We start from the raw sequence: 22,021 nt of genomic DNA on the forward strand, positions 1-22,021 counted from the left end.
TCACAACAGAACTATTTCGTTTTACCTCAACATCCCGCACAGATGATCACATCAAGAAAAATTACAGATGGGAAAGAGTACGACCCAGGCGTTGCGCGTAGCCCAACTGACGATAATGATCCCGATCACGGCTTGGGCGCAGTCACTTCCAGCAAAGGGGCAAAGTGAAGACGGCTGGCGTCACACAGTCGGTATTTACATGTTCGCGCCGCTGAGCACTACCGGTACGTCCACCATAAATGGGAGTACCGTGCCAATTGATCTTAACCTTAGCGACGTTCTGGATCTGCTCGATTTCGCTGCCTCAGGGCGGTACAAAGCATGGAAAGGTGATTTCGGTGTTGTTGTCGACGCCAACTACGTAGGCATAAAAGCCGACGGAAATCTGCCCGGCCCGGCTGGCGCGGCATATGACGTAACCGTACGCCAAAAATGGGTGGCGTTGATGGCAGCGTACCGGATCGCAGATGGTGTCCTAAATAGTTCAGGTCAACGGTTCACTTTTGATGTTCACGGTGGAATTCGATACAACAACCTAAAACAGGAAGCGAATATTGGTGCGCTTTCAACTGCGGGCGGAGATGAGGCTTGGAGCCAAAAATTCCCGATGCTGCATTGAGTCCAAATGACAAGCTTAGGTGTGAAAGCAGACCCTGGTTAGCCGGTGTATTCCCGAAAATTCTTTATGGATCGGGAGGCAAGGATTCATGCCTCCCGAGAAATGATTTCTATTGTGACATCCCGCCTTCAGTCGAAACTTGCTCTTCGACATGGTCCTGATTGGTTATGTCCGATCCCCGTGGAGGATATTCCTTGAACGTAGATAGGTGATTTTGGACAATCTTGGCGGCAGGACCAAATGCCCACATCTTGTTGCCCATCCACCGAGTGTACATTCCCGATTCCTCGGCCGCTTTTTCGTAGGGATCGCGGCGCAGGTTGAACAATAAGGGTGCGTTCAGTTCTTCTTTTGGACCTGCCCAACCTTGGGTTTGGATCGTGAAATGTGCTTTCCAGTCGCCATGGCGCACAGCTTGCAGGTCCGGGCCTTCGTAGTAGATGATCTCGTCCCGGTTACTCTCGCCCTCACCAGTTAGGAACGACAGTTGATTGTATCCATCCAGATGCACTTGATAACCTTCGTAGCCCTGCAGCAATGATCCGGTCAGATCGTCAGGTCCTCCGGCGGCGGCAACAAGGGTGGGCATCCAGTCAAGACCCGCAAAAATTCCGTTGCTCACGGTTCCGGCTGGGACTTTACCGGGCCAGCGAATGATGGCCGGGACGCGAAAGCCGCCTTCCCATGTCGTGCCCTTTTCGCCGTGGAACGGCGTTGTTCCCCCGTCGGGCCAGGTCATGGTTTCGGGGCCGTTGTCTGATGTAAAGACAACAATCGTGTTGTCCGAAACACCCAGCTCGTCCAGCTGGGCCATGACTTTGCCCACGTTGTCGTCAAGCTCTTTCATGACGACATCCTGCAAGCCGCGTCCGTCGCCCAACATGGCTTCGTATTCGGGGCTCAGATGTGTCCAGACATGCGCCCGCGCCGGTGCCATCCAGACAAAGAACGGCGTATCGCTGTCGACTGCGCGGTTGATGAAGTCCAGCGTATGGGCCGTCACCTCGTCATCCAGCGTCTTTTGCCGTTCGGGCGGGGCCGGGCCATCGTCGACGATGCGTTGCTTACCAACCAGGCCCCAGCGTGGATCAACGGTTTCATCCACTGTATCCGTCGCATAGGCGTGGATGATGTTCCGGGGACCAAACGTGTCGTTGAATTTCTGATCTTTCGGCCAGTCCGGGTCGGATGTGTATTCCATCGCGTTCAGATGATAAAGCCAGCCCCAGTATTCATCAAAGCCCTTCACGGTCGGCAGGAACTTATTCATATCGCCCAAATGGTTCTTGCCAAATTGGCCGGTTGTGTAGCCCAAAGATTTCAGCATGTTGGCCAGAGTAGGGTCGTTTTCGTTCAGACCTTTTTCAGGATCTCCGGGCAGGCCAACCGTGTGCATCCCGGTTCGAACCGGAAACTGTCCGGTGATAAAGGCAGACCGTCCGGCGGTACAGCTTGGCTGCGCATAGTAATCCGTCAGACGCATGCCATCTGCTGCAAGTTGGTCAAGGTTGGGGGTTTTGATGCTTTTCACACCCTGGTGGTAGCTGCCGAGACTGGCCCAGCCGACATCGTCGGCCATGATGACAAGGATATTGGGTTGGTCGGTTTCGGCCAAAACTGGCATGGCACAGACCGAAGCTGTGGCCAGCGTTGCGGAAACCGCAACAGATCGAAGAATGAACATTTTTACCTCTGTGGACGTAGAAGACGATATCGATGGTGGGAATATCGAAGGGTCCATCAGGGATAGCGATTGAGACTTTCGTGTCGCAACAGAGCTTTACCAGGATTTCATATTGTGAAACCTAAAAAGCGAAACCTGAAATGAAATTGACCGCATGATGAACGAAAACGCTTTGACCGCCTTTCTTGCATTGGCTGAAACCGGTAGCTTCCAAAACGCCGCTCGCGCGATGGGTGTGTCCAATGCGTCCTTGTCTCGCTACGTGGGGCAGGCAGAGGACCACACGGGCCTTGTTTTGTTTCACCGAAGCCGAAACAGCAGCACATTGACACGCGCCGGGCAGGAGTTTTTGCCAATCGCCCAAGCGCTGCGCGAAGACCTGAACCGATATGCGACGCGTGTGGCCGGTTTGCGCGAAACCGGGCCGAGCACGTTGCTGGTCGGTTGCGGACCGCTGACCACGAGAACCCTGATCCTGCCCGTGTTGCGCGCCGTGCGGCAGGTAATGCCGGACCTGCGCTTTCGAATTCTGGTGAGTGCCTACGCACGCCCGCTCGACTTGTTGCAGGCGGGGGATTTCGATGTATTCCTAGGCGATCTGACCTACACGCCGGACGCCGAAGATGTCGAGATCATGGTGATGGAAAAGCAGAAGATCCAGTTTGTTGCGCATCGCGATCATGAAATTCACCAGCGCGGCCCGCAAACGATGGCCGGTATTTTCGAGTATTCCTTTGCTTCACCGCATCTTCACAAGCACTGGAAAGCAACCTTGATAAAGTCACTTGGTGGCGATGACGAGGCCGTCAAAAAGGTTAATGCCCAGCCGCATATCGAATGCGACGACTACAACCTCCTGACCGGATTATTGGCGGAGCCTGACTTCATTGTGGGAGGAATGCCAGACACGTTCGCTGAGCTGATCCGGGCAAACACAGTCAAACCCGTGTCGATGAAGCAGAACCTTACGTGGAACATTTGCGCGGCGCGTAAGTCGCAGAACACGTCCACCGCGGTTGAACTGTTTTGGAACGAGCTTGCTAAGTATCGGGCGTGACCAATCAAGTGAGGCGTAAAGAGACCTCAAAATCCTACATTTACTGGCCCATATTAGCCCTTCCTCCTTGCCTCGATAAACTTGCCAAAGTTCCGCTTTGCACCGACGGCGGCTTTTGAACGCAAATGGCCAATGGCAGCAAAGTCCGCATTGTGTGAGTTCATCCCTTTCCAAGTTTCGCGAACGCAGCGAATGACTGCAAAGCAGGCGCGGGCGCAGGATCTTTAGGGTAGTCCGAATGTCCGGTTTGGGCGAGTTAGCGATTCTAGAAGCCGTCGAAATCCAAGCTTGTGGACCGTCTTCTCAGACGGCCCATACCGGTCATCCATGCGTCAGAACCCGAAGGGCGGTGACTAGCTAAAGCGGTCCTTGTTTCAAAATCTTAAGTTTGACTTTCGAACCTATCCTCTGCCCAGTCGAATTGGATTACGCTGACGTCGAAGTTCATCGTTTAGTTTGAGAACTCAGGGCGCCAACCTTGTCCCCAGTGCGTCTTGCCAGAGCCTTTGGTAAGTCACGTTCGATTTTGCTGAACCACGGCGCCAAAGATCGTATTCGGGGACAGAGTACGTGGCAAAGAATGACGTGACCTTGCCTTGGAGGTCGGAAATCACCCCAGACAATTCGGGCTGATCGATAAGGTTTTGCTTCTCATTCGGATCATCCGTCAGTCGATAGAGCTCGTCCTTCATCGGATAAGACGGCGCGCCCTGGAAGCGCATGGCATAGAGCCACTCTTGTGTCCGTACCGCCCTTGTTTCTTCTTGTTCGAAAAACACAGCGTCGGCCCCTTCCAAGGTCTCACCCCGCAAAGTAGGGCCAAGATCGCGCGCGCTGCTTGGAAGGCTGGGGCTGACGTCCGGTGCACCGACCAACGACGCCAAGGTGGGGAAAAGATCGATCTGACTGCTCAATCCAGCACAGACGTCTCCCTCGACGATGCCACTGCCCGCCATGATCATGGGAATGTGATAGGATGGCCTGTGTGCACTGGCCGGGAAAGCAGCAGCGCCGTGGCCCCAAATGCCGTTATGGCCGAGAGAGAAGCCGTGATCGGACGTGTAAATCACGATGGTGTCCTCATCCATCCCTAGACGCTCCAGCGTTTCCAAAATGCGCCCGACGCCGCTGTCGATAAGGCTGATCTGGGCAAAGTAATTGCGCAGCGACTCTACGTTGTTGGGCAAGAGAAGCGGGCCCTTGAACTGTTCACGAACGCCTCCTTCGGCAACGCGCAACCCAAATCTTTCCAACACCTCACTTGCAAGCCCTTCTCTGGGGATCGAATGCATGTCGGCATTGTCGTAGAGGCCTGCAAATTCGAAATCGGGGCGCCCCTTGATTGCGGGCCAGTGCCCATATGGGCCGTTATAGGGGACAAAGGCAAAAAACGGGTCATCCTCACCCACCTGGTGCTCAAGAAATTCAATGGTCTTGTCGGTGAAGAAATCGACCGTATGACCGGCAAAGCGGTAACGCTCTTCCTGATCAATTACGTCATTGTTGTAGAAGCTGGTTGTATGGCCGTGCGGAAAGGTGACCCAGTGATCAAAGGCCAATTGCGGCACGAAAGGCACCCCAAGATGAAACTTTCCAATCAATGCGGTTGTGTAACCGGCCTGTTTGATGATCGAGGGGATATTGTTGTAATCGCCAATGGCTGACCAGTTCTTTGGCCAGTGATTTATCAGCCGGTCGTCCAACCAATTATGAATGCCATGTTGGCTGGGCATCAGTCCGGTCAGAACCGACGCGCGGCAAGGCGAGCACATGGCATTGACGCAATAGGCGTTCTGAAAGCGCACCCCGCGCGCGGCCAATTTGTCCAGGTGAGGTGTTTGAACCTCGTCGTTGCCATAACACCCCAGCAAGTCCGCAGGCTGGTTATCTGACATAAACAGGATGATGTTCGGGCGTTTCATGGGTTTTCCTCAGGTATCTTCGGTGCGGATGTCAGGTCGTCTTGGTTACTCGTTCAGAATAAAATTTGCTGCGCGGTGCGCGATCATCATGGTCGGCGCGTTCGTGTTTCCGGAAACCAGTACGGGCATGATCGAACAATCCGCTACCCGAAGGCCATCTATTCCGTTCACGCGCAACTTTGTGTCCACGACAGCGGTGTCCGACGGACCCATTCTACACGTCCCGGCGGGGTGGAAAATCGTCCGCGCCTGGTCGCGTATGGCATCGTCGAGAGTATTTGACCCCACGGTGGACCCCAGCATAGGGCCGGGCCAAATTTCCTCTCCTACAATGGTGCGCAACTGTGGTTGATCGAAAATCTCCCGCGCAAGTCGCACGCCACGGCGCAACGTATCAAGATCGGCCTCTTCCGAGAGGGCGCGCGACGAGAATTTAGGCGCGTCTTTGGGATCGCGTGATTTCAGACCCAGGCGACCTCGAGATTTGGGGCGCATAGTCATGGGATGCACCTGTACCGCGTGAAAGGGCAGAGGCGGCTTGCCCGGCGCATCGGGTGCGAAAGGGGCGAAGTTGAACTGGACATCGGGGCGGTCGGACCCGCTCGTGTCGGTGCAGGCTCCGGCTTGTAACAGGTTCGAGGTCAACAGCCCACGCCCGAAGCCGTAGTAGTCCAGCCCGTGCCGCAAGGCCGTCAAACCGCGTTCCGCACCGTACAGCCCCTGGCCCCGGTGAGGCGGCGCGTCACCGGCGTTCCAACATGATCCTGAAGGTTGCGGCCCACTTGGTCAGCCTCATGAACAATGTCGATACCGTGACGTTGCAACTCGTCGCGCGGGCCTATGCCCGAGAGCATGAGCAGCTTGGGGCTGTGAAAGCTGCTTAGCCGTCAGAATGATCTCTTTGCGCGCGGCAACAACCGCATCGCGCCCTCTTTCGTCTCGCACCTCAACGGCGACAGCCCGTCGGTTTTCAATGCGAATCCGGCAGGCGAGATGGTTGGTCAGGAGAGTCAGGTTCTCACGTCCCATCTCAGGCCGCAAAAAACACGTGGCCGCAGATTGGCGACGTCCGTGCGCCGCAGTGACCTGATACCAACCCGCTCCGTCCTGATGTTTACCATTGAAGTCGTCGGTCTCGGGCAACCCGGCCGACCAGGCGGCCTCGAGAATAGTGGCAGAAACCGGGTGGGGTTCGGACGGGTCGGCAACGATCAATCGACCCTCGCGCCCATGATAGGGATTGCCCAGCCGGACATTCGCCTCTTGCTCAACAAAGGCAGGGAGAACATCGTCAAACGCCCAGCCGTCGCAGCCGTGCACCGTCTTCCAGTCGTCGTAATCCTGATGCTGACCACGCATGTAGATCATGCCATTCACCGATGACCCGCCGCCAAGCACATTTCCCTGTGGCACCGGAAACGGTCGATTGCCCAGGGTTTGATCAGGCTCTGACGTGACGACGTCGGCATCGCCGCTCTCGAGCGCCTTGAAAAAGGTGGCGGGGATATGAATCCAGCGGTTCTTGTCAGGGCCGCCACGCTCCAGCAGAGCGACCGTGCATGCGCTTTCCGCAGCCAGCCTAGCGGCGAGAACACACCCTGCAGCGCCTCCGCCGACAATCACGTAATCAAAGGTCAACTTCTCCATAACTGGTCCCGTTTCTAAGCCGCACGTATGCCTGTCGTGACGACATGCGCGAGCTCGATCATCATGCGAGAGGCTGTACGGCCAGCAATGTTGCACTTGCTATATATTGCACTTGCCAATATATAACTTAACAAGTCAATAGATTCTGCAGGAGCGACGCATTGCACGGAGCACTCATTCCATCAGAGGAAATCGACAACTTCGTTACCCTGAGGGCCCGGAAATTTACCAGTTCGGTCCGGCGGGCATTGACGCGCGACGTTCTGCAAAATGAAAACCTTGCGTTGCTTGAATGGCAGTTGCTGTTTTCAATCGCCAGGTTTGGCAGCTGCCACGTAGCCTATGTGACGAAGCACACATCGATTGATCCCGCGCATGGCAGCCGAGCCGCCACAGCCCTAGAGAAAATGGGACTGATTTCGCGCCGCGAAGACCCGAGAAACAAACGCCGCAAGTTGATGTCGCTCACGCCAAGCGGGATCGAAACAGTTGAGCGCATTTGGCCCAAAGCCAAACAAGTTACCGCAAATTTCACGGACAAGCTGTCGTCTGAGGACTTGGAAGAACTCAAGCGGTTGCTGGATCTATTGAACGGCGCACCGCTGACCACTGGTGGCTTGGAGGACAGCCAAGAAGGGGTGGAGGTCTTCAATACCAGGGAGAATTTGGTCGCGGAATAGTTGCAAGTTTGGCCGCTGTGACGCGGAACACGCAAAATCAGGTTTCAGATCCAGGGAGGAAACTATGAAATCAATGAAACTGATCGCGGCTGCGGTCGCATCAATGACAATGGCGACCAGCGCAATTGCGCAGGTCAACCTGACAGCTGAAACGGCAAGCCCCGGCGGCGCGACCCATCTTTCGCTCGCTCACTTGACCGAGGTTGCTAGGCACTTCGGGAGTTGCCAATATTCAATTGGCGGATGGTCAAACACTGACCAACTCGATCCAGAACGTCGCAGAAGGCAAAACAGATATCGCCGGAACGCCCTACATTCTTCCGTTCCTGATGAACCGCGGTGTTGGCCCCTACGGTTCTCTGGGCAAGGAAAAGGGAGCCGAACTGGCGGGCAATCTTCGCGCAATCAACCCCTTTGTTCTGGGGATCTTCTTTCTCTTTGCCTATGACTCCAAAGGCATTGGCGGCTGGGACGACCTGAAAGGTCGCAAGATCTATAACGGCCCGCCCAGAGGCGGTGCTTTGACCAATGCTCGCAGCATGATCCAGATTGTGGCGGGTCTGAAAGACGGCGAAGACTATGAAGGCATGCAGATCAACTGGGGCCAGGGCGCTACGCTGATCAGCAGCGGTGAGCCGGATGCGGTCGTTCTTCCGGAACTGTTCCCGAGCCCCCGTCTGACCATCCCCAGTGCAGCCGGTAAAATGACCGGTTGGTCGATGCCCAAGTCGGCCTACGAAAGTGAGGCGATGGGGAAATACATGAAGGCCCCTGGTAGCGCGCCATGGACCGCTCCTGTTGCAGATATCGCGGCCGTCATGGGCGATGACTGGTCGTTCGTATCTGAAGACGACACTTTCCGCGCCTTTGCCACGATTGGCGGCAATGTCGTGCACAAGGACATGGATGATGAGCTCGTTCATCAGTTGGTGACGACGTACATCGAGTCTCTTGATGAACTGAAATCCAAGGCGCCTTACGGCGACACCGTTGGCTATGACTTCCCCATGCAAGGTATGTGTGGTGCCAACCCGGTCAAATACCACCCCGCTGCAGCTCGTGCCTGGCGCGATGCTGGCTATGAAGTGGATGATTGCGCCGTCGCGCAATAACCCAAAGTCGCCCAAAAAACGGGCGCCGCCAGTTTTGGCGGCGCTGGATCTCTTAGTTCAGAAGGCTGAGACCAAAGTGATCGACAAAGAAAGACAAGACTTGAAGAACGAGCTGTTTCCCAATCGGGCGGTATATGTCCTGGCGCTGATTTTCGTGGCCATGGGGGTCGTGAACAGCACGCCCGTGATCCCCGGCTGGACCGAGATGTGGCAAAGTCTAACCGGCGTCGAGAACCTTAAGGTTCGCAGTTTCGCGACCGAATGGTTCTATCCGATCGTGTTTTTCATCATGATGCTTATCGTGATGCTTGCGCACTCGATTTGGCGATCTTGGCGAGGAAGACATTACGCTTGGTTCGGCGCTTTCATGGACATCGCATTGATCGTCGCGGCCGGGGCCATTTCCCTCACTTATCTCATTGAAATCGACAGTGTTTGCCTGATCGACGCATTGAACGGAGATCGTGCACGGATCATGGCCGAAACCTTGCAGGCCGAGATTGAGTTCGCCGAAACCATGGGCCTGCCAGCGCCTGATACGGTTGAAGACCCTAAATGCGTCAACACAACCGGTGTCTGGCTGGTGGCCATCATGGGCGCAGCCATGCTGATTTTCCTGGGGTACAATATCAAGGTGTGGGGACTTCCCTGGTCGCCGTCGCGATCCTGATCGCGCTCTACACCATGGGCACTGTTCTGGTTTGGTACTTCCACGGACCTGACGACATCAACAAATATTTCATGACCAAACTCGGCGGCGAGCCCCGAACCTTCCTTGACGGGGTGCCAAATGTGCATGACGCGTTGGTCAACAATGCCTCGGGCATCTTGGGACGGTTCATGAACGTCATCATGAACATGGTGTTCCCTTACATCATTCTGGGTGCGCTCTTTGGCAAATCCGCCGGTGGACGAACACTGATCAAGATCGCCTTTCGCTGGACCCGCCACCTGCGCGGTGGTCCGGCGCACGCGGCCATCGTCAGCTCGGCCCTATTCGGCACGATCTCGGGCGGGCCGGTCGTCAACGTGCTTTCGACCGGTGTGCTCACGATCCCGATGATGTTGAAGCGCGGGTTCTCCAAAGTCTTCGCTGGTGGTGTAGAAGCCGCAGCCTCTTCCGGCGGGTCCATCATGCCGCCCGTGATGGGCGTGGCTGCTTTCATCCTAGCCTCCATGACCGGCGTGCCCTACCGGGATGTGATCATCGCTGCGGCCCTGCCTGCAGTGGCGTACTTCTTGTGTCTGTTCCTCAGCGCCTCATTCCAATCACGCAAGCAAGGTATCGAGGCCTTCGGAGAGCTGACCGAAGACATGCGGATCAACCGCGAGGACATCATTCACCTGATGCAGATTTTTTTGCCGATCCTGATGATCCTCATTTTCCTGCTGACACCAAAGGACATGGTGGGTTGCGGACCCTTGGCTGCACTTCTGGGTGCTGATGCTGTGTTCCAAAACGACCGCTGCGTCGTGACCTCGCTGCCGTGGGTTTTACAGGTCTTCCAGAACGCCGCGGGCGACGCGGGCGCGACCGGCTGGTGGGCTGCGGCCTTAGTTCTTGTCCTGCTGTTCCTCGACAAGGAGTTCCGGGCACAGCCTCGCAAGGTTCTGGACGCTTTGGCAGAATCGGGCATCACCATCTCAACGCTGTATCTGATGCTGCTCGCGGTGACCGTCATCGATGTCTGCCTGAACTTCACTGGGCTGTCCAAATTCGTGGCGATTGATGTGCTGCGTTTCCTGTTGTCGCTCGATCTTGGCGGAGGCGGCTCCACGACCTTCCAGTTTGTTGCCCTCACAATCACGATGCTTCTGGCAGTGCTGTTGGGCATGGGGATGCCCGCCGTTCCCGCATACATCAACGTGGCTTTGCTGATGGGACCATTGTTGGTCGGGCTTGGGATTGCAACTTTCACGGCGCATATGTTCATCTTCTACTTCGCCATTGCGTCGGCGATTACACCACCGGTTGCGCTTGCCGCTTTCGCCGCCTCGACAATCACCAAGGCCGAACCGATGGCGACCGGGTTCAGCGCGGTTCGATCCGGAATCGTGATGTTCGCAATCCCCTTCGTGTTTGCCTTCTATCCTGAATTGTTGCTGGTGGACCAAGCCTTGCTTGACCCGGCCAGCACCTCAGGCGAACGCCTGCCGGGGTATGAGGACGGCATCCAGATCGGGGCTCTCTTATGGTTGCTGGCGCGTTTGATTCTGGCCCTGTACCTGGTTGCAAGTGCGCTTGCAGGGCATGATGCACGACCGCTCTCAATCGTCTGGGTTCTCATCCGGCTTGCGACCGCCGTGGCCGTGTTGATGCGACCGGAAACCATACAGTTTGCCGCCATCGCTTTTGCAATCGCGACACTCGCTTGGCACCGTGTTGGTGCCCGGCGCGCCGAAACCGCTTGAAGGCAGGAAGATAATGAAATGAAGAAACGCCCGAACTTTCTGTTTTTCATAACGGACCAACAGCGCGCGGACTGGTTGGGATGCTACGGCCACCCGGTCCTTAAGACCCCCAATATCGACTCCATCGCAGCGCGCGGCACGCGGTTTGACAACTTTCACACGGCGTCGCCCGTCTGCATGCCAAACCGGGCCTCGCTTCTGACTGGCCGATACCCCAGTGTGCATGGTCTTCGTTACAACGGGTGTGTCCTGCCAGAGAACGCCTGTACCTTTGTCGATGCCCTTGCCGATGCGGGTTATCACACCGCGGCCATTGGTAAGAGCCACTTGCAACCCTTCACCGGCATCGCGCCCATGGGCAAAGACCCAAAGGACATCGCGGCTATGCCTGAGGCCTGGAAAGACACCCGGCTGGCACAGTACGAAGAAGAGCCCGAGCACTATGAAGGCGAAGAACGCTACGACATCAAAACACCTTACTACGGCTACCAGCACGTCGATATGGTCACCTCGCATGGGGACCGTTGTGGCGGCCATTATCAGCAGTGGTTCCGAGAAAACGCAGAGGATTGGCAAGCTCTGACCAATCCCGCGAATGAACTACCGCACAACTATTCGTGCCCGCAGGCGTATCGAACACCGATCCCCGAAGACCTTTATCCCACCGGATACATCCGCGACCGGGCTGTCGACTATATCAAGGCGCGCGCGGATCAGGACGAACCCTTCTTTGCCTTTGTCAGTTTTCCCGACCCGCATCATCCCTTCAATCCACCGGGAAAATACTGGGACATGTACAACCCAGACGATTTCGAGGTGCCCCTGCCGTTCCAGGCACACAAGAACCCGACACCGCCGATGCGCTGGTTGCATGATCAGTGGAAGAATGGCGGTGGCCAGGCGACCCCTCAAACCGCGATGATGCTGGGCGAGCAACAGATCAAAGAAGCCATGGCCCTATCGGCCGGTATGATGGCGTTTATTGATGATGCCATCGGAGACATCCTGAACTCATTGGAAGAGAGCGGGCAGCTGGACGATACCGTCATCTGCTACAACTCGGATCACGGCGACTATTTGGGTGACTTCAACTTGATGCTCAAGGGTGCCTTGCCCTTCCGCAGCATTACGCGGGTGCCTTTCATCTGGTCCGATCCGGACGGGCCCTCAGAAACTTCATCGGACGCACTGTGTTCGACGGTGGATCTTGCCGCTACGATCCTGGATCGTGCAGGGCTGAAACCCTTTAACGGCAATCAAGGTCAGAGTTTTCTGCCAGCAACGCAAGGCGCCGAAGGCCTCCGGAGCGAAACGCTGGTCGAATACAATGATGGTGGCAGTCGCCTTGGGTTTGATTTGCTTAGGCACGGGTGCGCGCTCTCGTGACGCCCGAGTGGCGCTACACCGTCTATCGGGATCAGGATTGGGGTGAGCTGTACGACCTGACCAACGACCCAAATGAGACCGAAAACCTTTGGGACAGCCCCGATCATCAATCCGTCCGGGCACAGCTGTCCGAACGGCTTGTGCACCAATTGATTGCCCAAATGGATGAAAGCCCGCAGGCAGATCGCCTCGCTTGAAAATACAGTTCTCCGTGCTTTCGTCACGGATCCAAAGGAAGGACGCCGCCCTTGCCACATGCTGATGAAATCTGGACAGGCGGCACAATCCTGACGATGGACCCCGCTAATCCCTTGGCCGAGGCGATGGCTGTCACCGGTGGGAAAATCACGGCGGTTGGTCGCTCTTCTGACGTTGAAAATCTCACGGGTCCCGGCACAACCATCCATCGGTTGCATGGACGGTTTGTCATGCCGGGTCTGGTCGAAAGTCACACCCACGCGCTCTGGGGGGCGTGCCGCACGTTGTTCGACATCTACGTGGGTTTTGACGCCAGTCTTACCGATTTGCTCGACGCCGTCCGAGAGCGCTGTCTAAACAACGATCCGAGCGAGGTTGTGTTCGGTGGTCCGTGGCGACCGGTGATGCGCTCGGAAATGGGGGCGAACCCACGCGAACTGCTCGATGCGATTTCGACAGAGCACACAATCGTGCTGCACGATGCCAGCCAGCATTTGTTGTGGTGCAACTCTCTTGCTCTGCAGCGCGCAGGCATAGGCCCTGATGCTTTGGACATTCCGGGTGGCATCATCGAACGTGACCCTGCCACCGGCGCGCCCAACGGCATTCTCGCCGAAACCGCCACCGCCGCAGCCCGGGCCCTTGTCGCGCGCTCGCCAGATCAGCTTGGCGAGGCGGTGAGAGAAGCGGTGCGCTATTTCACCAGCTTTGGGTTCACCGCTTTCAAGGAACCGATGGCGTTTGAAGAAGAGCTTCGCACCTATCAGACAGCGGACCAAAACGGCGATCTAAGCATGCACATGGCCGCGCATATTGTGCACTCCAGCCCCTTGGGCGGGGACCTCGTGCCTTATGACGAGATGGATCGCCTGCGGCGCCAGTATGCCAGCGAGAACGTACGACTGGACTTTGCCAAGCTGTTTCTTGATGGCGTGGCACCTGGGTTCACGGCGTCCTTTATCGAACCCTATCTTGCCGAAAGCGGATATGACGTCGCCTCACACGATCCGGATGCAACTCTGCTCATTCCGCCAGCCGAGTTGAACGACATGCTGATCCAGTTGGACAGACGCGGGTTCACGGTGAAGATGCATGCGGTTGGAGACAACGCGATCCGAAAAGGGCTTGATGCAATAGCCGCGGCCCGAGCGGCCAATGGCCCCAGCGACATGCGCCATGAAATAGCACATTCTAGTTTTGTCTCGGATGCGGATTTGTCCCGTTTCAACAGCCTGAACGCCGTCGCCGAGGTGTCGCCCAAGATGTGGTACCCCAATCCGGGAACAGCGGTCCAAAAGGCACTGCTTGGGACAGACCGCGTCGAGAAAAACCATCGCATTGCTGATCTCCTAGCCGCCAATGCCGAGGTGATCTATGGCTCAGACTGGCCTGCCGCTGCGCCCGACGCCAATCCCTGGACCGGCTTGTCAGGTATGTTGACACGTCGCAGCGCCGACCCGAACTTTCCCGGTATGTTGGCACCAAACCAAGCGATCTCGCTGGCGAATGCTCTTCCGGTCTTTACGATAAATGGCGCGCGTTCAATGCGTATGGAGCACGAAACAGGCTCGTTGAAGGTCGGGAAATGGGCCGACTTTGTAGTCTTGGAAAGCAACCTGCTAAGTGTCCAGCCAATGGATATTGCTGCGACCCGTCCCCAAAGTACCTATTGGAAAGGGCAGGCAGTTTTTGAGGTTTGAATGCGAAAGAATGGTTGTTCGGGTCTGTAAAGCCATGCTTCTACATCTGATGAGATCGTTTTAGTTGACGGGCATTTGCAATCGGGAAAAATTGGGCAGTGCCGTTGTACGACGAAGCGTTTTCCACGCTAGTTTCAGGTTACTAGCGACATGTTGAACGTCACACGAACTTGACCCAACTGTCATAGTTAGACCAAAAAAAGCCGTGAACGTTCGACATCAGAAGGCGCCCCCAATGTTGAACATCCTTTGAATTTGACCTTTGGGTCAGATGTCCTGCGGCCCCCAATTCATACACCCACATACAATTCGTCTCATCTGCCACGTGGCGAACGCAAGAGGGGGTGAGGTAAGGCTAGTCGACAGGGGTGGCGCGGCCCTCAGGCACAGCCGAGAACACGGCCCTTTCTAAAAAGGGTGGCCCAAGGGGGAGGGCAGCGCCCTCACCCTGACGGCTTGGGGCGTTTGGCTTGTCCAAATCCCGCTGGACCAAAAGAGGATGGCCGATAGCCCTGTCACAACAAGGGCTTCAATGGGTTCGGCTCTGGTAAGCTGAGGGTTGCGACGAAGCGATTCAAATTCAAGGCGGCGCTTCGCCGTACCCGTATTTACCTCAGATAGGTGGTGAACCAATCAATGGTCCGGTCCCAGGCCAGGTTTGCCATTTCCTCGTCGTAACGAGGCGTGCTGTCATTGTGAAAACCGTGGTTCGCGTTTTCGTAAATATGAGCCTCGTAAACTTTGTCATTGGATTTCAGAGCAGCCTCAAATTCTGGCCAACCTGCATTGATGCGCTCATCAAGCTCTCCCATCTGGATTAGCATTGGCGCCTGAATTTTGGCGACATCTTCGGCTGCTGGCTGGCGACCATAGAACGGCACGCCTGCGGCCAGTTCCGGGTAAGCCACGGCAATCGCGCTAACAACACCGCCGCCGTAGCAGAAACCCACAGCGCCAACCTTCCCGGTGCAGTCATCCCGGTTCAACAGGTGTTCAAACCCATTGAAGAAATCATTCATCAACTCGACCCGGTCCACTGTCTTTTGCAGCTCGCGCCCGTCCGCGTCGTTGCCGGGGTATCCGCCGACCGACGTCAGCCCGTCTGGGGCCAGAGCCATGAACCCAGCTTTCGCCAATCTGCGCGCCACATCTTCGATGTAGGGATTAAGGCCGCGGTTCTCGTGGATCACCAACACTGCGGGCAGGGGGTGTCCACACCGGCAGGACGAACAAGGTAGCCCCTTACGTCGCCGGTTCCATTTGGCGAGGGATAGGTGATGTAGTCTGCATGGATGTCGGGATCGTTGAAGGATACCTGCTCGGCCATTGCATAATTCGGGCTGAGCATGTTCAGCAACGCGACCGCGGATAGACCACCAACCGCGAACTTACCGGCGCGGTTCAGGAACTGGCGCTTGGTGATTTTGCCGTGCGCGTAAAAGTCGTACAGGTCCAGAAGTTCCTGGTCGAAGTCTTTTGCCGTCATGCGAGTCATTGTGAATCTCCTGATGATTTGGCGGTTCGCAAGGTGGATTGTCAGATCAAAGGATCTTAGGTGGTTTGAGTTTTGCGGCGGGCTGCTAGGGCACTGCCACTGGCAGTTCCTTCTGCGCATACTGTTCGCGCAGAACGTTCTTTTGAACCTTTCCCATTGTATTGCGCGGTAGTTCCGAGACGAGCTCATAGCGGCGGGGATGTTTGAAGCGCGACAGCTTGTTTTTGACCCTCTCCGCTACCCGTTCCATGTCTGGGTGTGCATCGGGTTCGGCAACCAGAGTGGCAATGATCGCCTCGCCGAAATCCTGATCAGGAATGCCAAAAACCGCCGATTCCAGGATACCGTCGATGTCGTTCAGGACGTCTTCGATTTCTTTGGGATAGACGTTGTAGCCACCAGTGATGATCAGGTCTTTTGACCGTCCTACGATCGACAAGTAGCCGTCCTCGCTGTATTGGCCCAGATCTCCGGTGATGAAGAACCCGTTTTCCCGCAGTTCTCCGGCGGTTTTCTCAGGCATTTGCCAATAGCCTTTGAACACATTGGGTCCACGCACTTCGATCATTCCAACTTCGCCCTGAGGCAGCGGTTTTCCAGTTTCAGGGTTGGCAACGATCACCTCGATGCCAGGTAGCGCCATGCCGACGGTTCCTGCGCGACGCTCACCATCATAGGGGTTTGAGGTGTTCATGTTCGTTTCGGTCATGCCATAGCGCTCAAGAATACGGTGGCCGGTGCGCGTTTCGAACGCCAGATGGGTCTCGGCCAGCAAGGGGGCTGAACCGGAAATGAACAGGCGCATGTTCCCTGTGGCCTGCTTGGTAAAACCGTCATCCGCCAGCAATCTGGTGTAGAAAGTGGGGACACCCATCAGAAGGGTCGATTGCGGCAATTCCTCTAAGATCAAGCCAACGTCGAATTTTTCCAGCAGGCGAACTTTGGCACCGGCGAGTAGTGATGTGTTCATCGCCACGAAAAGCCCGTGCGTGTGAAAAACCGGCAACGCGTGAATCAAGCGATCAGCGTTGGTGATGTCCCACAAGTCCACAAGGGTTTGTGCATTGGACAAAAGGTTTTGATGGCTCAGCATCGCGCCTTTCGAACGGCCGGTGGTGCCTGACGTATACAGCAAAGCCGCAAGGTCATCTGGTGCGCGATCCACGGTTTCGAATACATCGGGTTGTGCGTCTGCCTCGTGGCTCAAGCTTGGAGAAACGCCGCCGAGGGTCAGCAGTTTGGCACCAGACCGGGCTGCCAAATCTGCGATTTCAGCTTCATCCTCGCTGTCGCAAATGATCATCGCCGGTTGAGCGTCAGAAATGAAATAGTCCAACTCTGCCAATGTATAGGCCGTGTTGAGCGGCAGGTAGACAGCACCTGCCTGAACCGAAGCAGCATAGAGTGCAATCGTATCGGCCAGCTTAGGGGCCTGCACAACGATGCGATCACCGGGGGAAACTCCGCTCTTCTGCAAAACATGCGCGATCTGCGCGGCGCGCTTAAGGAACGCGTCGTAAGAGATGACCTGACCATCATCGAGTTGCAGGAATGGAGCCGAGTTGCCTTCGTGGTGGGCAAACAAGCTGTCGTAGAGGGTGTTGGTCACGCTGTATTTTCCCTTGGCTTGATCGCAAGTGCTGCGGTTGAGGCAGTTCGAACTGAACGCGAGGCTTGGACCGTGGCATGTGTCGCGAATTCTTCGTGGTGACGTTCTGTTTTGTTCAAATCGTAAAGATAGTTGACCATTGCGCCACCAGACTGGGCGCGCCCGTTCGGCGACAGATCTGCGTCAGCGTGCAATTCATGAAGCTCGGCACCATTCCCCAAATGAAAGCGCGCCACAGGGTCCAGTGGCATTCCATCTTCGCGCTTGGCGAACAGCAAGTACCGGGCGGCCATCGCGCGTATGTCCTGCGGCGTGGCTGTATCTGTCAGCACGGCTTCGGCGGTATGCCCATGTTCTGGGTGTTCGGTTTCACCAGCCAGCCACCGGTTTAACCCCGGTATCGGCGACAATGTCACAAAGGTATCAAGCTCACGGAGCTCTCGCGAAAGCTCGGTCACAACCTGTTTTATCAATAGATTCCCAAAGCTGATACCAGCCAAACCCTTTTGGCAGTTTGAGATGGAATAGAACGCCGCGACTTTTGCCTGCTCGGCTTCGATCGGTTCACGAGCCTCAGAAAGAAGCGTGTCAATTGCATCCGGGATTTCAGCGGTCAGAGCGACCTCAACAAAAATCAGTGGCTCATCTGGCATCGAAGGATGGAAGAACGCAAAGCAACGACGGTCTGGCGGGTAGAGCCTTCGCCGCAAATCGTCCAGATCGTTGATCTGGTGCACAGCTTCATAAGCGACGATCTTGTCCAGAACGCGGGCAGCGGTGTCCCAGCTGATTTGTTTGAGGACAAGAAATCCCCGGTTGAACCAGCTGCGCAACAAATGAACGAAATCGATATCCGTTCGCTTGAGTTCCGGGTTGGATTTGAGAAAGCGCAGCAGATCAACGCGCATAGCCACAAGTTCTTGGGTTGCACCGGGTGGCTGGTTCAACCGACGCAACAGCTCTTGTCGCCTGGGTTCCGCAACTTCACTGAGCTTTTGGTAATGATCGACACTTCGATCACTGGCGTAGAGGCGGGCCGCTTCAGAAAGCTGATCTGCGTCCAACTCAAGTTGGTCATTCAAATAGACAAAAAAGTCTAGTTTCTCAGGGTCATCCAGGGTGTGGTAGCGATCAAGGATCGTAGACGCGAGGGTGAAGCCTGATACTTCACCTTCGGCAGACAAAAGCGCGTCACAAAGCCCGGTAATGGATCGCTTGTCATCCTTGCCACGCCTTTTGTCGGGACGGTCCAGCAGTTGATTCAACAGATCGCCCAGAAACCAATTCCGCTGCATTTCAGGGCTCCATCTGGCTGCTCAGGTACTCGCCTGTTCGACGGTAATGATCGATCAAGTGATTGGTCGCGCGGTCCGCGTCGTGATCAAGTGCGGCGTCCAGGATTTGCTGATGCTCGGCGGCGATGTCCCGCTTTTTGTAGCTCGACCCGCTGGCCGCCAGATAGCGGTAGCGAATGTTGAGGTCATAAAGCTGCGAGCAATACCGCAGCAGCAACGGCAGTTTAGAATTGTCCAACAAAGCCATATGAAACGCCTTGTGAGTGTCTTCAAAATCGTGCGCCCCGTTTTGGCTGGCTTTTTTCATATGGTGGTGACGCAAGACAAGCCTGTCCTCCCATGCTGCATCCGCATTGGCGATGGATGCCCGCAGCGCGGTTTCTTCAAGATTGCACCGAAGCAGCAGGATTTCTTCAAAGTTGCACTTGCTCACTGGTGCAGCCCGAAATCCTCGCTGATCGATCCGTTCAACCAACATGTCCGAAGTCAGAAGGCTAAGCGCTTCGCGAACCGGGCTTGCGCCGGTATCAAGTAACCCGCGGAGCTGTTCGATCTTGAGTTTTTGTCCCGGAGGCAATTCGCCGGTCAGGATCATTTCGCGCAGCCTTCGATACGCGCCATGAGTGGCTGATGTCTCTTTGCCCTCGGTATCAAGCATGGCGTCCATATCCGACTGTTCCTTTTTGGCGGCAAAAACTCTTGTGTGCTCTTAACTGAGGGCGCTCGTGCCAGTCGATAGACCAACTGAAAGGTTCAGCGAACCTTCGTTGATCAACCAACGTCGAAGCATAAAGCTGCGTGCCCCGCTTTTGTGCATGGGATCGTCCTCGGCCAACTTCCGCGCAGTTTCAAGACTGTCGGCACGGTAGATGATCAGGCCTACACCTTGCATATGCTCGCCGGTTTCATCTGACATCGGTCCAGCAAATGCCAACCGTCCCGCGCGTTCAAGGTCCGCCTGATACGCCAAATGATCTGGCAGCGACGCCTTTACATCTTCGGGCGCTTTGGTAGGCGTGCTGAATGCAACGTAAAGCTCCAACGCCAGTGCGCCTCGGCTCTTTGCTTCTGATTTATAGTCTGCCCAAGCAACCATTGGTGCGCTCCAAAAATATCGATATTATTTGACATATGGCAAAATAGTCGGCAAAAATCAAGCGAACTGACATGGATGGTGAAAATGAAATACCTGGTGGGAGAGACTTCGGAAGGCACAGCGGTTTTTGCTGTAGGCGGCGAAAATGCAGTGAATCTAACGGCTTTGGATCCCGCCGTTGGTTCTGACCTGATGGGTTTGATCACGAATTCGGGCCTAACCGACTCACTTAACGACAAAATCGCTGGAGCCGACACGGTGCCTGTGTCCTCGATCACGCCAGCCTTGCCTGTTGCCTCTCCTGGCACAATCATTTGCATGGGGTTGAACTATACGGATCACATCAAAGAGGGCGGGTACGATATCCCGGAATACCCAACGCTGTTCATGCGCGGGAAGAATTCGATCATGGCCGCGGGGCAGCCGATGGTGCGGCCTGCGTGTTCGGAAAAGCTCGACTATGAAGCCGAGCTTATGCTGATCGTCGGGAAGCGTGGTCGTCATATCTCGGAAGAGGACGCGTTGGACTATGTTTTTGGTTACACCGTGTTCAATGATGGGTCATTGCGAGACTATCAGCGCAAAACGGTTCAATGGACGCCGGGCAAAAACTTTGATGACACAGGCGCCATCGGTCCATTCACCGTAACACCGGACGAGGTGCCCGAAGGGGCATCCGGGCTGAAGATCGAAAGCCGTGTTGGCGATGAAATCCTGCAAAGCTCGAACACGGCCAACATGATTTGGGGCGTTCGTCAGGTCATTGCGACGATTTCGGAATACACCACTCTTGAACCCGGAGATCTGATTGCATTGGGTACGCCACCGGGTGTTGGGCATGCTAAGAAGCCCAATCCGCGCTGGTTGAAGCCGGGCGAAACCGTCGAGGTCGAGATTGAAGGCATCGGTATTTGCGCTAGCCCGATCATCGACGAGAAAGATGCCAAATCAAAGGTGGCCGCAGCATGAGCGCACCGACCGGGGCAGAGCTGGAGGCACTTCGCGCCAAGGCGCAGCAGGATCATCGCGATCTGCACGAACGCATTCCACGTTTGTCGGATGACGCGATCGCACTGATTCTGCGTGAGTCCAGATCTCATTACGCTTGGACCGATAAGCCGGTTTCTGACGCGCTGCTTGAAGAGATTTATGACATCACGATCAACGGTGCGACCAGCATGAACACGCTGCCCGCGCGGTTTATTTTCGTGAAAAGTGCGGAAGGAAAAGAGCGGCTGGCCAAGTCGTTAAAACCGAAGAACGTTGCAAAGATGATGGACGCGCCTGTCACGGCGATCATTGCCCATGACATGGATTTTTGGAAAGAACTGCCTTTTCTTTTCCCACACGAAGATCGTCGGCCGTTGTTTGAAAACAAGCCCGACTACGTGGCTGATACAGCGTTTCGAAACGGCACGCTTCAGGGCGCTTACTTTATGATCGCCGCTCGGGCTGTCGGCTTGGACGTCGGCGCCATGTCAGGCTTTTCGAACCAGATCGTCGACGATGAATTTTTTGCGGGCACGACGCTCAAGTCGAACTTTCTGTGCAATCTGGGCTACGCGGACGAGACCGGTTTGTTCCAAAAACTGCCGCGTTTTCCGTTCGAAAGGGTTTGTTCCTATGCCTGAGGAGATGACGCTGTGGCTATGAAAATTAAACCTGTCGTCACGTACCGGACGACAGCGCAGTGCCCGACACATGCGCGCACCGAGATCCCAATTCGCGATCTGGATGTGATTGTTGACGAGCCTGTTGAGCGAGGCGGTACAAATCTTGGCCCGTCTCCGACCGAAACTGCAATGGCTGCTCTGATCGCCTGTACGAATGTCATCGGGCACAAGAACGCGCACCGTTTGGGAATTGATCTTGGCACGGTGACGATTGACGCGAAATGCAGGTTGGACCGGCGCGGTGTCCTGATGGAGGAGGAAATCGATGTTCCGTTTCCCGAAATCGAGCTCACCGTAAAGTGTGACACGCCCGCCAGTCAGGAGGAGCTGACACGCGTGGGCGAAGAGACGGCCAAGTATTGCGCCATCGCAAAACTGTTTGAAGCGGCAGGCACTGACCTGACCGTCAACTGGGTCAAAACAAACCAATAGAAGA

22 protein-coding genes and 1 pseudogene are annotated in these 22,021 nt (G+C 55.8%); 13 read left to right on the forward strand and 10 right to left on the reverse strand.

From position 1 onward, the window contains the following. Positions 1-67: 67 nt before the first annotated feature. Positions 68-619, forward strand: coding sequence for a hypothetical protein (locus ACZ1HE_RS03160; protein ID WP_472619519.1), 552 nt, complete (start codon positions 68-70; stop codon positions 617-619). Between the two features lie 109 nt (positions 620-728). On the opposite strand, the gene ACZ1HE_RS03165 is transcribed toward ACZ1HE_RS03160, so the two are convergent. Next, positions 729-2,198 (reverse strand): arylsulfatase, encoded by a 1,470-nt coding sequence (locus ACZ1HE_RS03165; RefSeq protein ID WP_472619520.1) that lies wholly within the window; start codon positions 2,196-2,198, stop codon positions 729-731. On the opposite strand from ACZ1HE_RS03165, the gene ACZ1HE_RS03170 reads away from it, so the two are divergent. Both ACZ1HE_RS03170 and ACZ1HE_RS03175 read left to right on the forward strand, forming a co-directional pair. Next, positions 2,197-2,376: a hypothetical protein gene (locus ACZ1HE_RS03170; protein WP_472619521.1), complete on the forward strand. Its 180-nt coding sequence runs from the start codon at positions 2,197-2,199 to the stop codon at positions 2,374-2,376. The two genes, ACZ1HE_RS03165 and ACZ1HE_RS03170, sit on opposite strands and share 2 nt — an antisense overlap. A gap of 81 nt (positions 2,377-2,457) precedes the next feature. Continuing rightward, positions 2,458-3,360: a LysR family transcriptional regulator gene (locus tag ACZ1HE_RS03175; RefSeq protein ID WP_472619522.1), complete on the forward strand. Its 903-nt coding sequence runs from the start codon at positions 2,458-2,460 to the stop codon at positions 3,358-3,360. Between the two features lie 464 nt (positions 3,361-3,824). On the opposite strand, the gene ACZ1HE_RS03180 is transcribed toward ACZ1HE_RS03175, so the two are convergent. From ACZ1HE_RS03180 to ACZ1HE_RS03195, 4 genes are read right to left on the reverse strand one after another with little or no spacing between them, the layout of a single operon-like run. Further along, positions 3,825-5,282 carry a sulfatase family protein gene (locus ACZ1HE_RS03180; protein ID WP_472619523.1) on the reverse strand — a complete coding sequence of 486 codons (1,458 nt, stop codon included), beginning with the start codon at positions 5,280-5,282 and terminating at the stop codon, positions 3,825-3,827. A gap of 45 nt (positions 5,283-5,327) precedes the next feature. Continuing rightward, positions 5,328-5,978: a GMC family oxidoreductase gene (locus tag ACZ1HE_RS03185; protein ID WP_472619524.1), complete on the reverse strand. Its 651-nt coding sequence runs from the start codon at positions 5,976-5,978 to the stop codon at positions 5,328-5,330. Then, on the reverse strand, positions 5,975-6,136 hold the full coding sequence (locus ACZ1HE_RS03190; protein ID WP_472619525.1) for a hypothetical protein: 162 nt from the start codon (positions 6,134-6,136) through the stop codon (positions 5,975-5,977). Before ACZ1HE_RS03190 ends, ACZ1HE_RS03185 begins: the two co-directional genes overlap by 4 nt. Further along, the gene (locus ACZ1HE_RS03195; protein ID WP_472619526.1) at positions 6,075-6,929 is read right to left on the reverse strand and encodes a GMC family oxidoreductase; all 855 of its coding nucleotides are present in this window, start codon (positions 6,927-6,929) and stop codon (positions 6,075-6,077) included. Before ACZ1HE_RS03195 ends, ACZ1HE_RS03190 begins: the two co-directional genes overlap by 62 nt. A 161-nt stretch (positions 6,930-7,090) precedes the next feature. On the opposite strand from ACZ1HE_RS03195, the gene ACZ1HE_RS03200 reads away from it, so the two are divergent. From ACZ1HE_RS03200 to ACZ1HE_RS03230, 7 genes are all read left to right on the forward strand, one after another. Continuing rightward, positions 7,091-7,609 (forward strand): MarR family winged helix-turn-helix transcriptional regulator, encoded by a 519-nt coding sequence (locus ACZ1HE_RS03200; RefSeq protein ID WP_472619527.1) that lies wholly within the window; start codon positions 7,091-7,093, stop codon positions 7,607-7,609. 236 nt (positions 7,610-7,845) lie between these two features. Continuing rightward, positions 7,846-8,721, forward strand: a complete 876-nt coding sequence (locus tag ACZ1HE_RS03205) for a TAXI family TRAP transporter solute-binding subunit (protein ID WP_472619528.1) — start codon at positions 7,846-7,848, stop codon at positions 8,719-8,721. Further along, positions 8,690-9,391 carry a hypothetical protein gene (locus ACZ1HE_RS03210; RefSeq protein WP_472619529.1) on the forward strand — a complete coding sequence of 234 codons (702 nt, stop codon included), beginning with the start codon at positions 8,690-8,692 and terminating at the stop codon, positions 9,389-9,391. The genes ACZ1HE_RS03205 and ACZ1HE_RS03210 overlap by 32 nt, the downstream gene beginning before the upstream one ends. Continuing rightward, positions 9,358-11,133: a TRAP transporter permease gene (locus tag ACZ1HE_RS03215; protein WP_472619530.1), complete on the forward strand. Its 1,776-nt coding sequence runs from the start codon at positions 9,358-9,360 to the stop codon at positions 11,131-11,133. Before ACZ1HE_RS03210 ends, ACZ1HE_RS03215 begins: the two co-directional genes overlap by 34 nt. An 18-nt stretch (positions 11,134-11,151) precedes the next feature. Next, positions 11,152-12,519 carry a sulfatase family protein gene (locus tag ACZ1HE_RS03220; protein WP_472619531.1) on the forward strand — a complete coding sequence of 456 codons (1,368 nt, stop codon included), beginning with the start codon at positions 11,152-11,154 and terminating at the stop codon, positions 12,517-12,519. Next, a complete protein-coding gene (locus ACZ1HE_RS03225; RefSeq protein ID WP_472619532.1) occupies positions 12,504-12,716 on the forward strand; it encodes a sulfatase/phosphatase domain-containing protein in 213 nt (70 codons plus the stop codon). The genes ACZ1HE_RS03220 and ACZ1HE_RS03225 overlap by 16 nt, the downstream gene beginning before the upstream one ends. A gap of 51 nt (positions 12,717-12,767) precedes the next feature. Beyond that, positions 12,768-14,417, forward strand: a complete 1,650-nt coding sequence (locus tag ACZ1HE_RS03230) for an amidohydrolase (RefSeq protein ID WP_472619533.1) — start codon at positions 12,768-12,770, stop codon at positions 14,415-14,417. Positions 14,418-15,025: 608 nt separating this feature from the next. Here the strand turns inward: ACZ1HE_RS03230 and yghX are convergent. The 5 genes and pseudogenes from yghX to ACZ1HE_RS03255 form a co-directional block, all read right to left on the reverse strand. Next, positions 15,026-15,912 (reverse strand): annotated as a pseudogene (gene yghX / locus ACZ1HE_RS03235) (YghX family hydrolase). An 85-nt stretch (positions 15,913-15,997) separates the two neighbouring features. Continuing rightward, positions 15,998-17,521 (reverse strand): malonate--CoA ligase, encoded by a 1,524-nt coding sequence (locus ACZ1HE_RS03240; RefSeq protein WP_472619534.1) that lies wholly within the window; start codon positions 17,519-17,521, stop codon positions 15,998-16,000. Further along, complete coding sequence (locus ACZ1HE_RS03245; protein ID WP_472619535.1) at positions 17,518-18,816, reverse strand: malonyl-CoA decarboxylase; 1,299 nt, start codon at positions 18,814-18,816, stop codon at positions 17,518-17,520. Before ACZ1HE_RS03245 ends, ACZ1HE_RS03240 begins: the two co-directional genes overlap by 4 nt. A gap of 1 nt (position 18,817) precedes the next feature. After that, positions 18,818-19,474, reverse strand: a complete 657-nt coding sequence (locus tag ACZ1HE_RS03250; RefSeq protein ID WP_472619536.1) for a GntR family transcriptional regulator — start codon at positions 19,472-19,474, stop codon at positions 18,818-18,820. 51 nt (positions 19,475-19,525) lie between these two features. Continuing rightward, entirely contained in the window at positions 19,526-19,912 is a 387-nt protein-coding gene (locus ACZ1HE_RS03255; protein WP_472619537.1) for a YciI family protein, read from the reverse strand. Positions 19,913-19,996: 84 nt separating this feature from the next. Between ACZ1HE_RS03255 and ACZ1HE_RS03260 the strand changes: the two genes are divergently transcribed. From ACZ1HE_RS03260 to ACZ1HE_RS03270, 3 genes are read left to right on the forward strand one after another with little or no spacing between them, the layout of a single operon-like run. Next, on the forward strand, positions 19,997-20,881 hold the full coding sequence (locus ACZ1HE_RS03260; RefSeq protein ID WP_472619538.1) for a fumarylacetoacetate hydrolase family protein: 885 nt from the start codon (positions 19,997-19,999) through the stop codon (positions 20,879-20,881). Next, positions 20,878-21,543 carry a malonic semialdehyde reductase gene (locus ACZ1HE_RS03265; RefSeq protein ID WP_472619539.1) on the forward strand — a complete coding sequence of 222 codons (666 nt, stop codon included), beginning with the start codon at positions 20,878-20,880 and terminating at the stop codon, positions 21,541-21,543. Before ACZ1HE_RS03260 ends, ACZ1HE_RS03265 begins: the two co-directional genes overlap by 4 nt. 18 nt (positions 21,544-21,561) lie before the next feature. After that, complete coding sequence (locus ACZ1HE_RS03270; protein ID WP_472624331.1) at positions 21,562-22,017, forward strand: OsmC family protein; 456 nt, start codon at positions 21,562-21,564, stop codon at positions 22,015-22,017. The last annotated feature ends 4 nt before the right edge of the window (positions 22,018-22,021 follow it).

This window comes from Falsiruegeria sp. JB4-1, from assembly GCF_055693495.1.

Coding starts and splice junctions, on each gene's coding strand:
- ACZ1HE_RS03160 (WP_472619519.1), top strand. CDS start 68: ATGGGAAAGAGTACGACCCAGGCGTTGCGCGTAGCCCAACTGACGATA.
- ACZ1HE_RS03170 (WP_472619521.1), top strand. CDS start 2,197: ATGATGACAAGGATATTGGGTTGGTCGGTTTCGGCCAAAACTGGCATG.
- ACZ1HE_RS03165 (WP_472619520.1), bottom strand. CDS start 2,198: ATGGCCGACGATGTCGGCTGGGCCAGTCTCGGCAGCTACCACCAGGGT.
- ACZ1HE_RS03175 (WP_472619522.1), top strand. CDS start 2,458: ATGATGAACGAAAACGCTTTGACCGCCTTTCTTGCATTGGCTGAAACC.
- ACZ1HE_RS03180 (WP_472619523.1), bottom strand. CDS start 5,282: ATGAAACGCCCGAACATCATCCTGTTTATGTCAGATAACCAGCCTGCG.
- ACZ1HE_RS03190 (WP_472619525.1), bottom strand. CDS start 6,136: ATGCTCTCGGGCATAGGCCCGCGCGACGAGTTGCAACGTCACGGTATC.
- ACZ1HE_RS03195 (WP_472619526.1), bottom strand. CDS start 6,929: ATGGAGAAGTTGACCTTTGATTACGTGATTGTCGGCGGAGGCGCTGCA.
- ACZ1HE_RS03210 (WP_472619529.1), top strand. CDS start 8,690: ATGAAGTGGATGATTGCGCCGTCGCGCAATAACCCAAAGTCGCCCAAA.
- ACZ1HE_RS03220 (WP_472619531.1), top strand. CDS start 11,152: ATGAAGAAACGCCCGAACTTTCTGTTTTTCATAACGGACCAACAGCGC.
- ACZ1HE_RS03245 (WP_472619535.1), bottom strand. CDS start 18,816: ATGCAGCGGAATTGGTTTCTGGGCGATCTGTTGAATCAACTGCTGGAC.
- ACZ1HE_RS03250 (WP_472619536.1), bottom strand. CDS start 19,474: ATGCTTGATACCGAGGGCAAAGAGACATCAGCCACTCATGGCGCGTAT.
- ACZ1HE_RS03255 (WP_472619537.1), bottom strand. CDS start 19,912: ATGGTTGCTTGGGCAGACTATAAATCAGAAGCAAAGAGCCGAGGCGCA.
- ACZ1HE_RS03260 (WP_472619538.1), top strand. CDS start 19,997: ATGAAATACCTGGTGGGAGAGACTTCGGAAGGCACAGCGGTTTTTGCT.
- ACZ1HE_RS03265 (WP_472619539.1), top strand. CDS start 20,878: ATGAGCGCACCGACCGGGGCAGAGCTGGAGGCACTTCGCGCCAAGGCG.
- ACZ1HE_RS03270 (WP_472624331.1), top strand. CDS start 21,562: ATGAAAATTAAACCTGTCGTCACGTACCGGACGACAGCGCAGTGCCCG.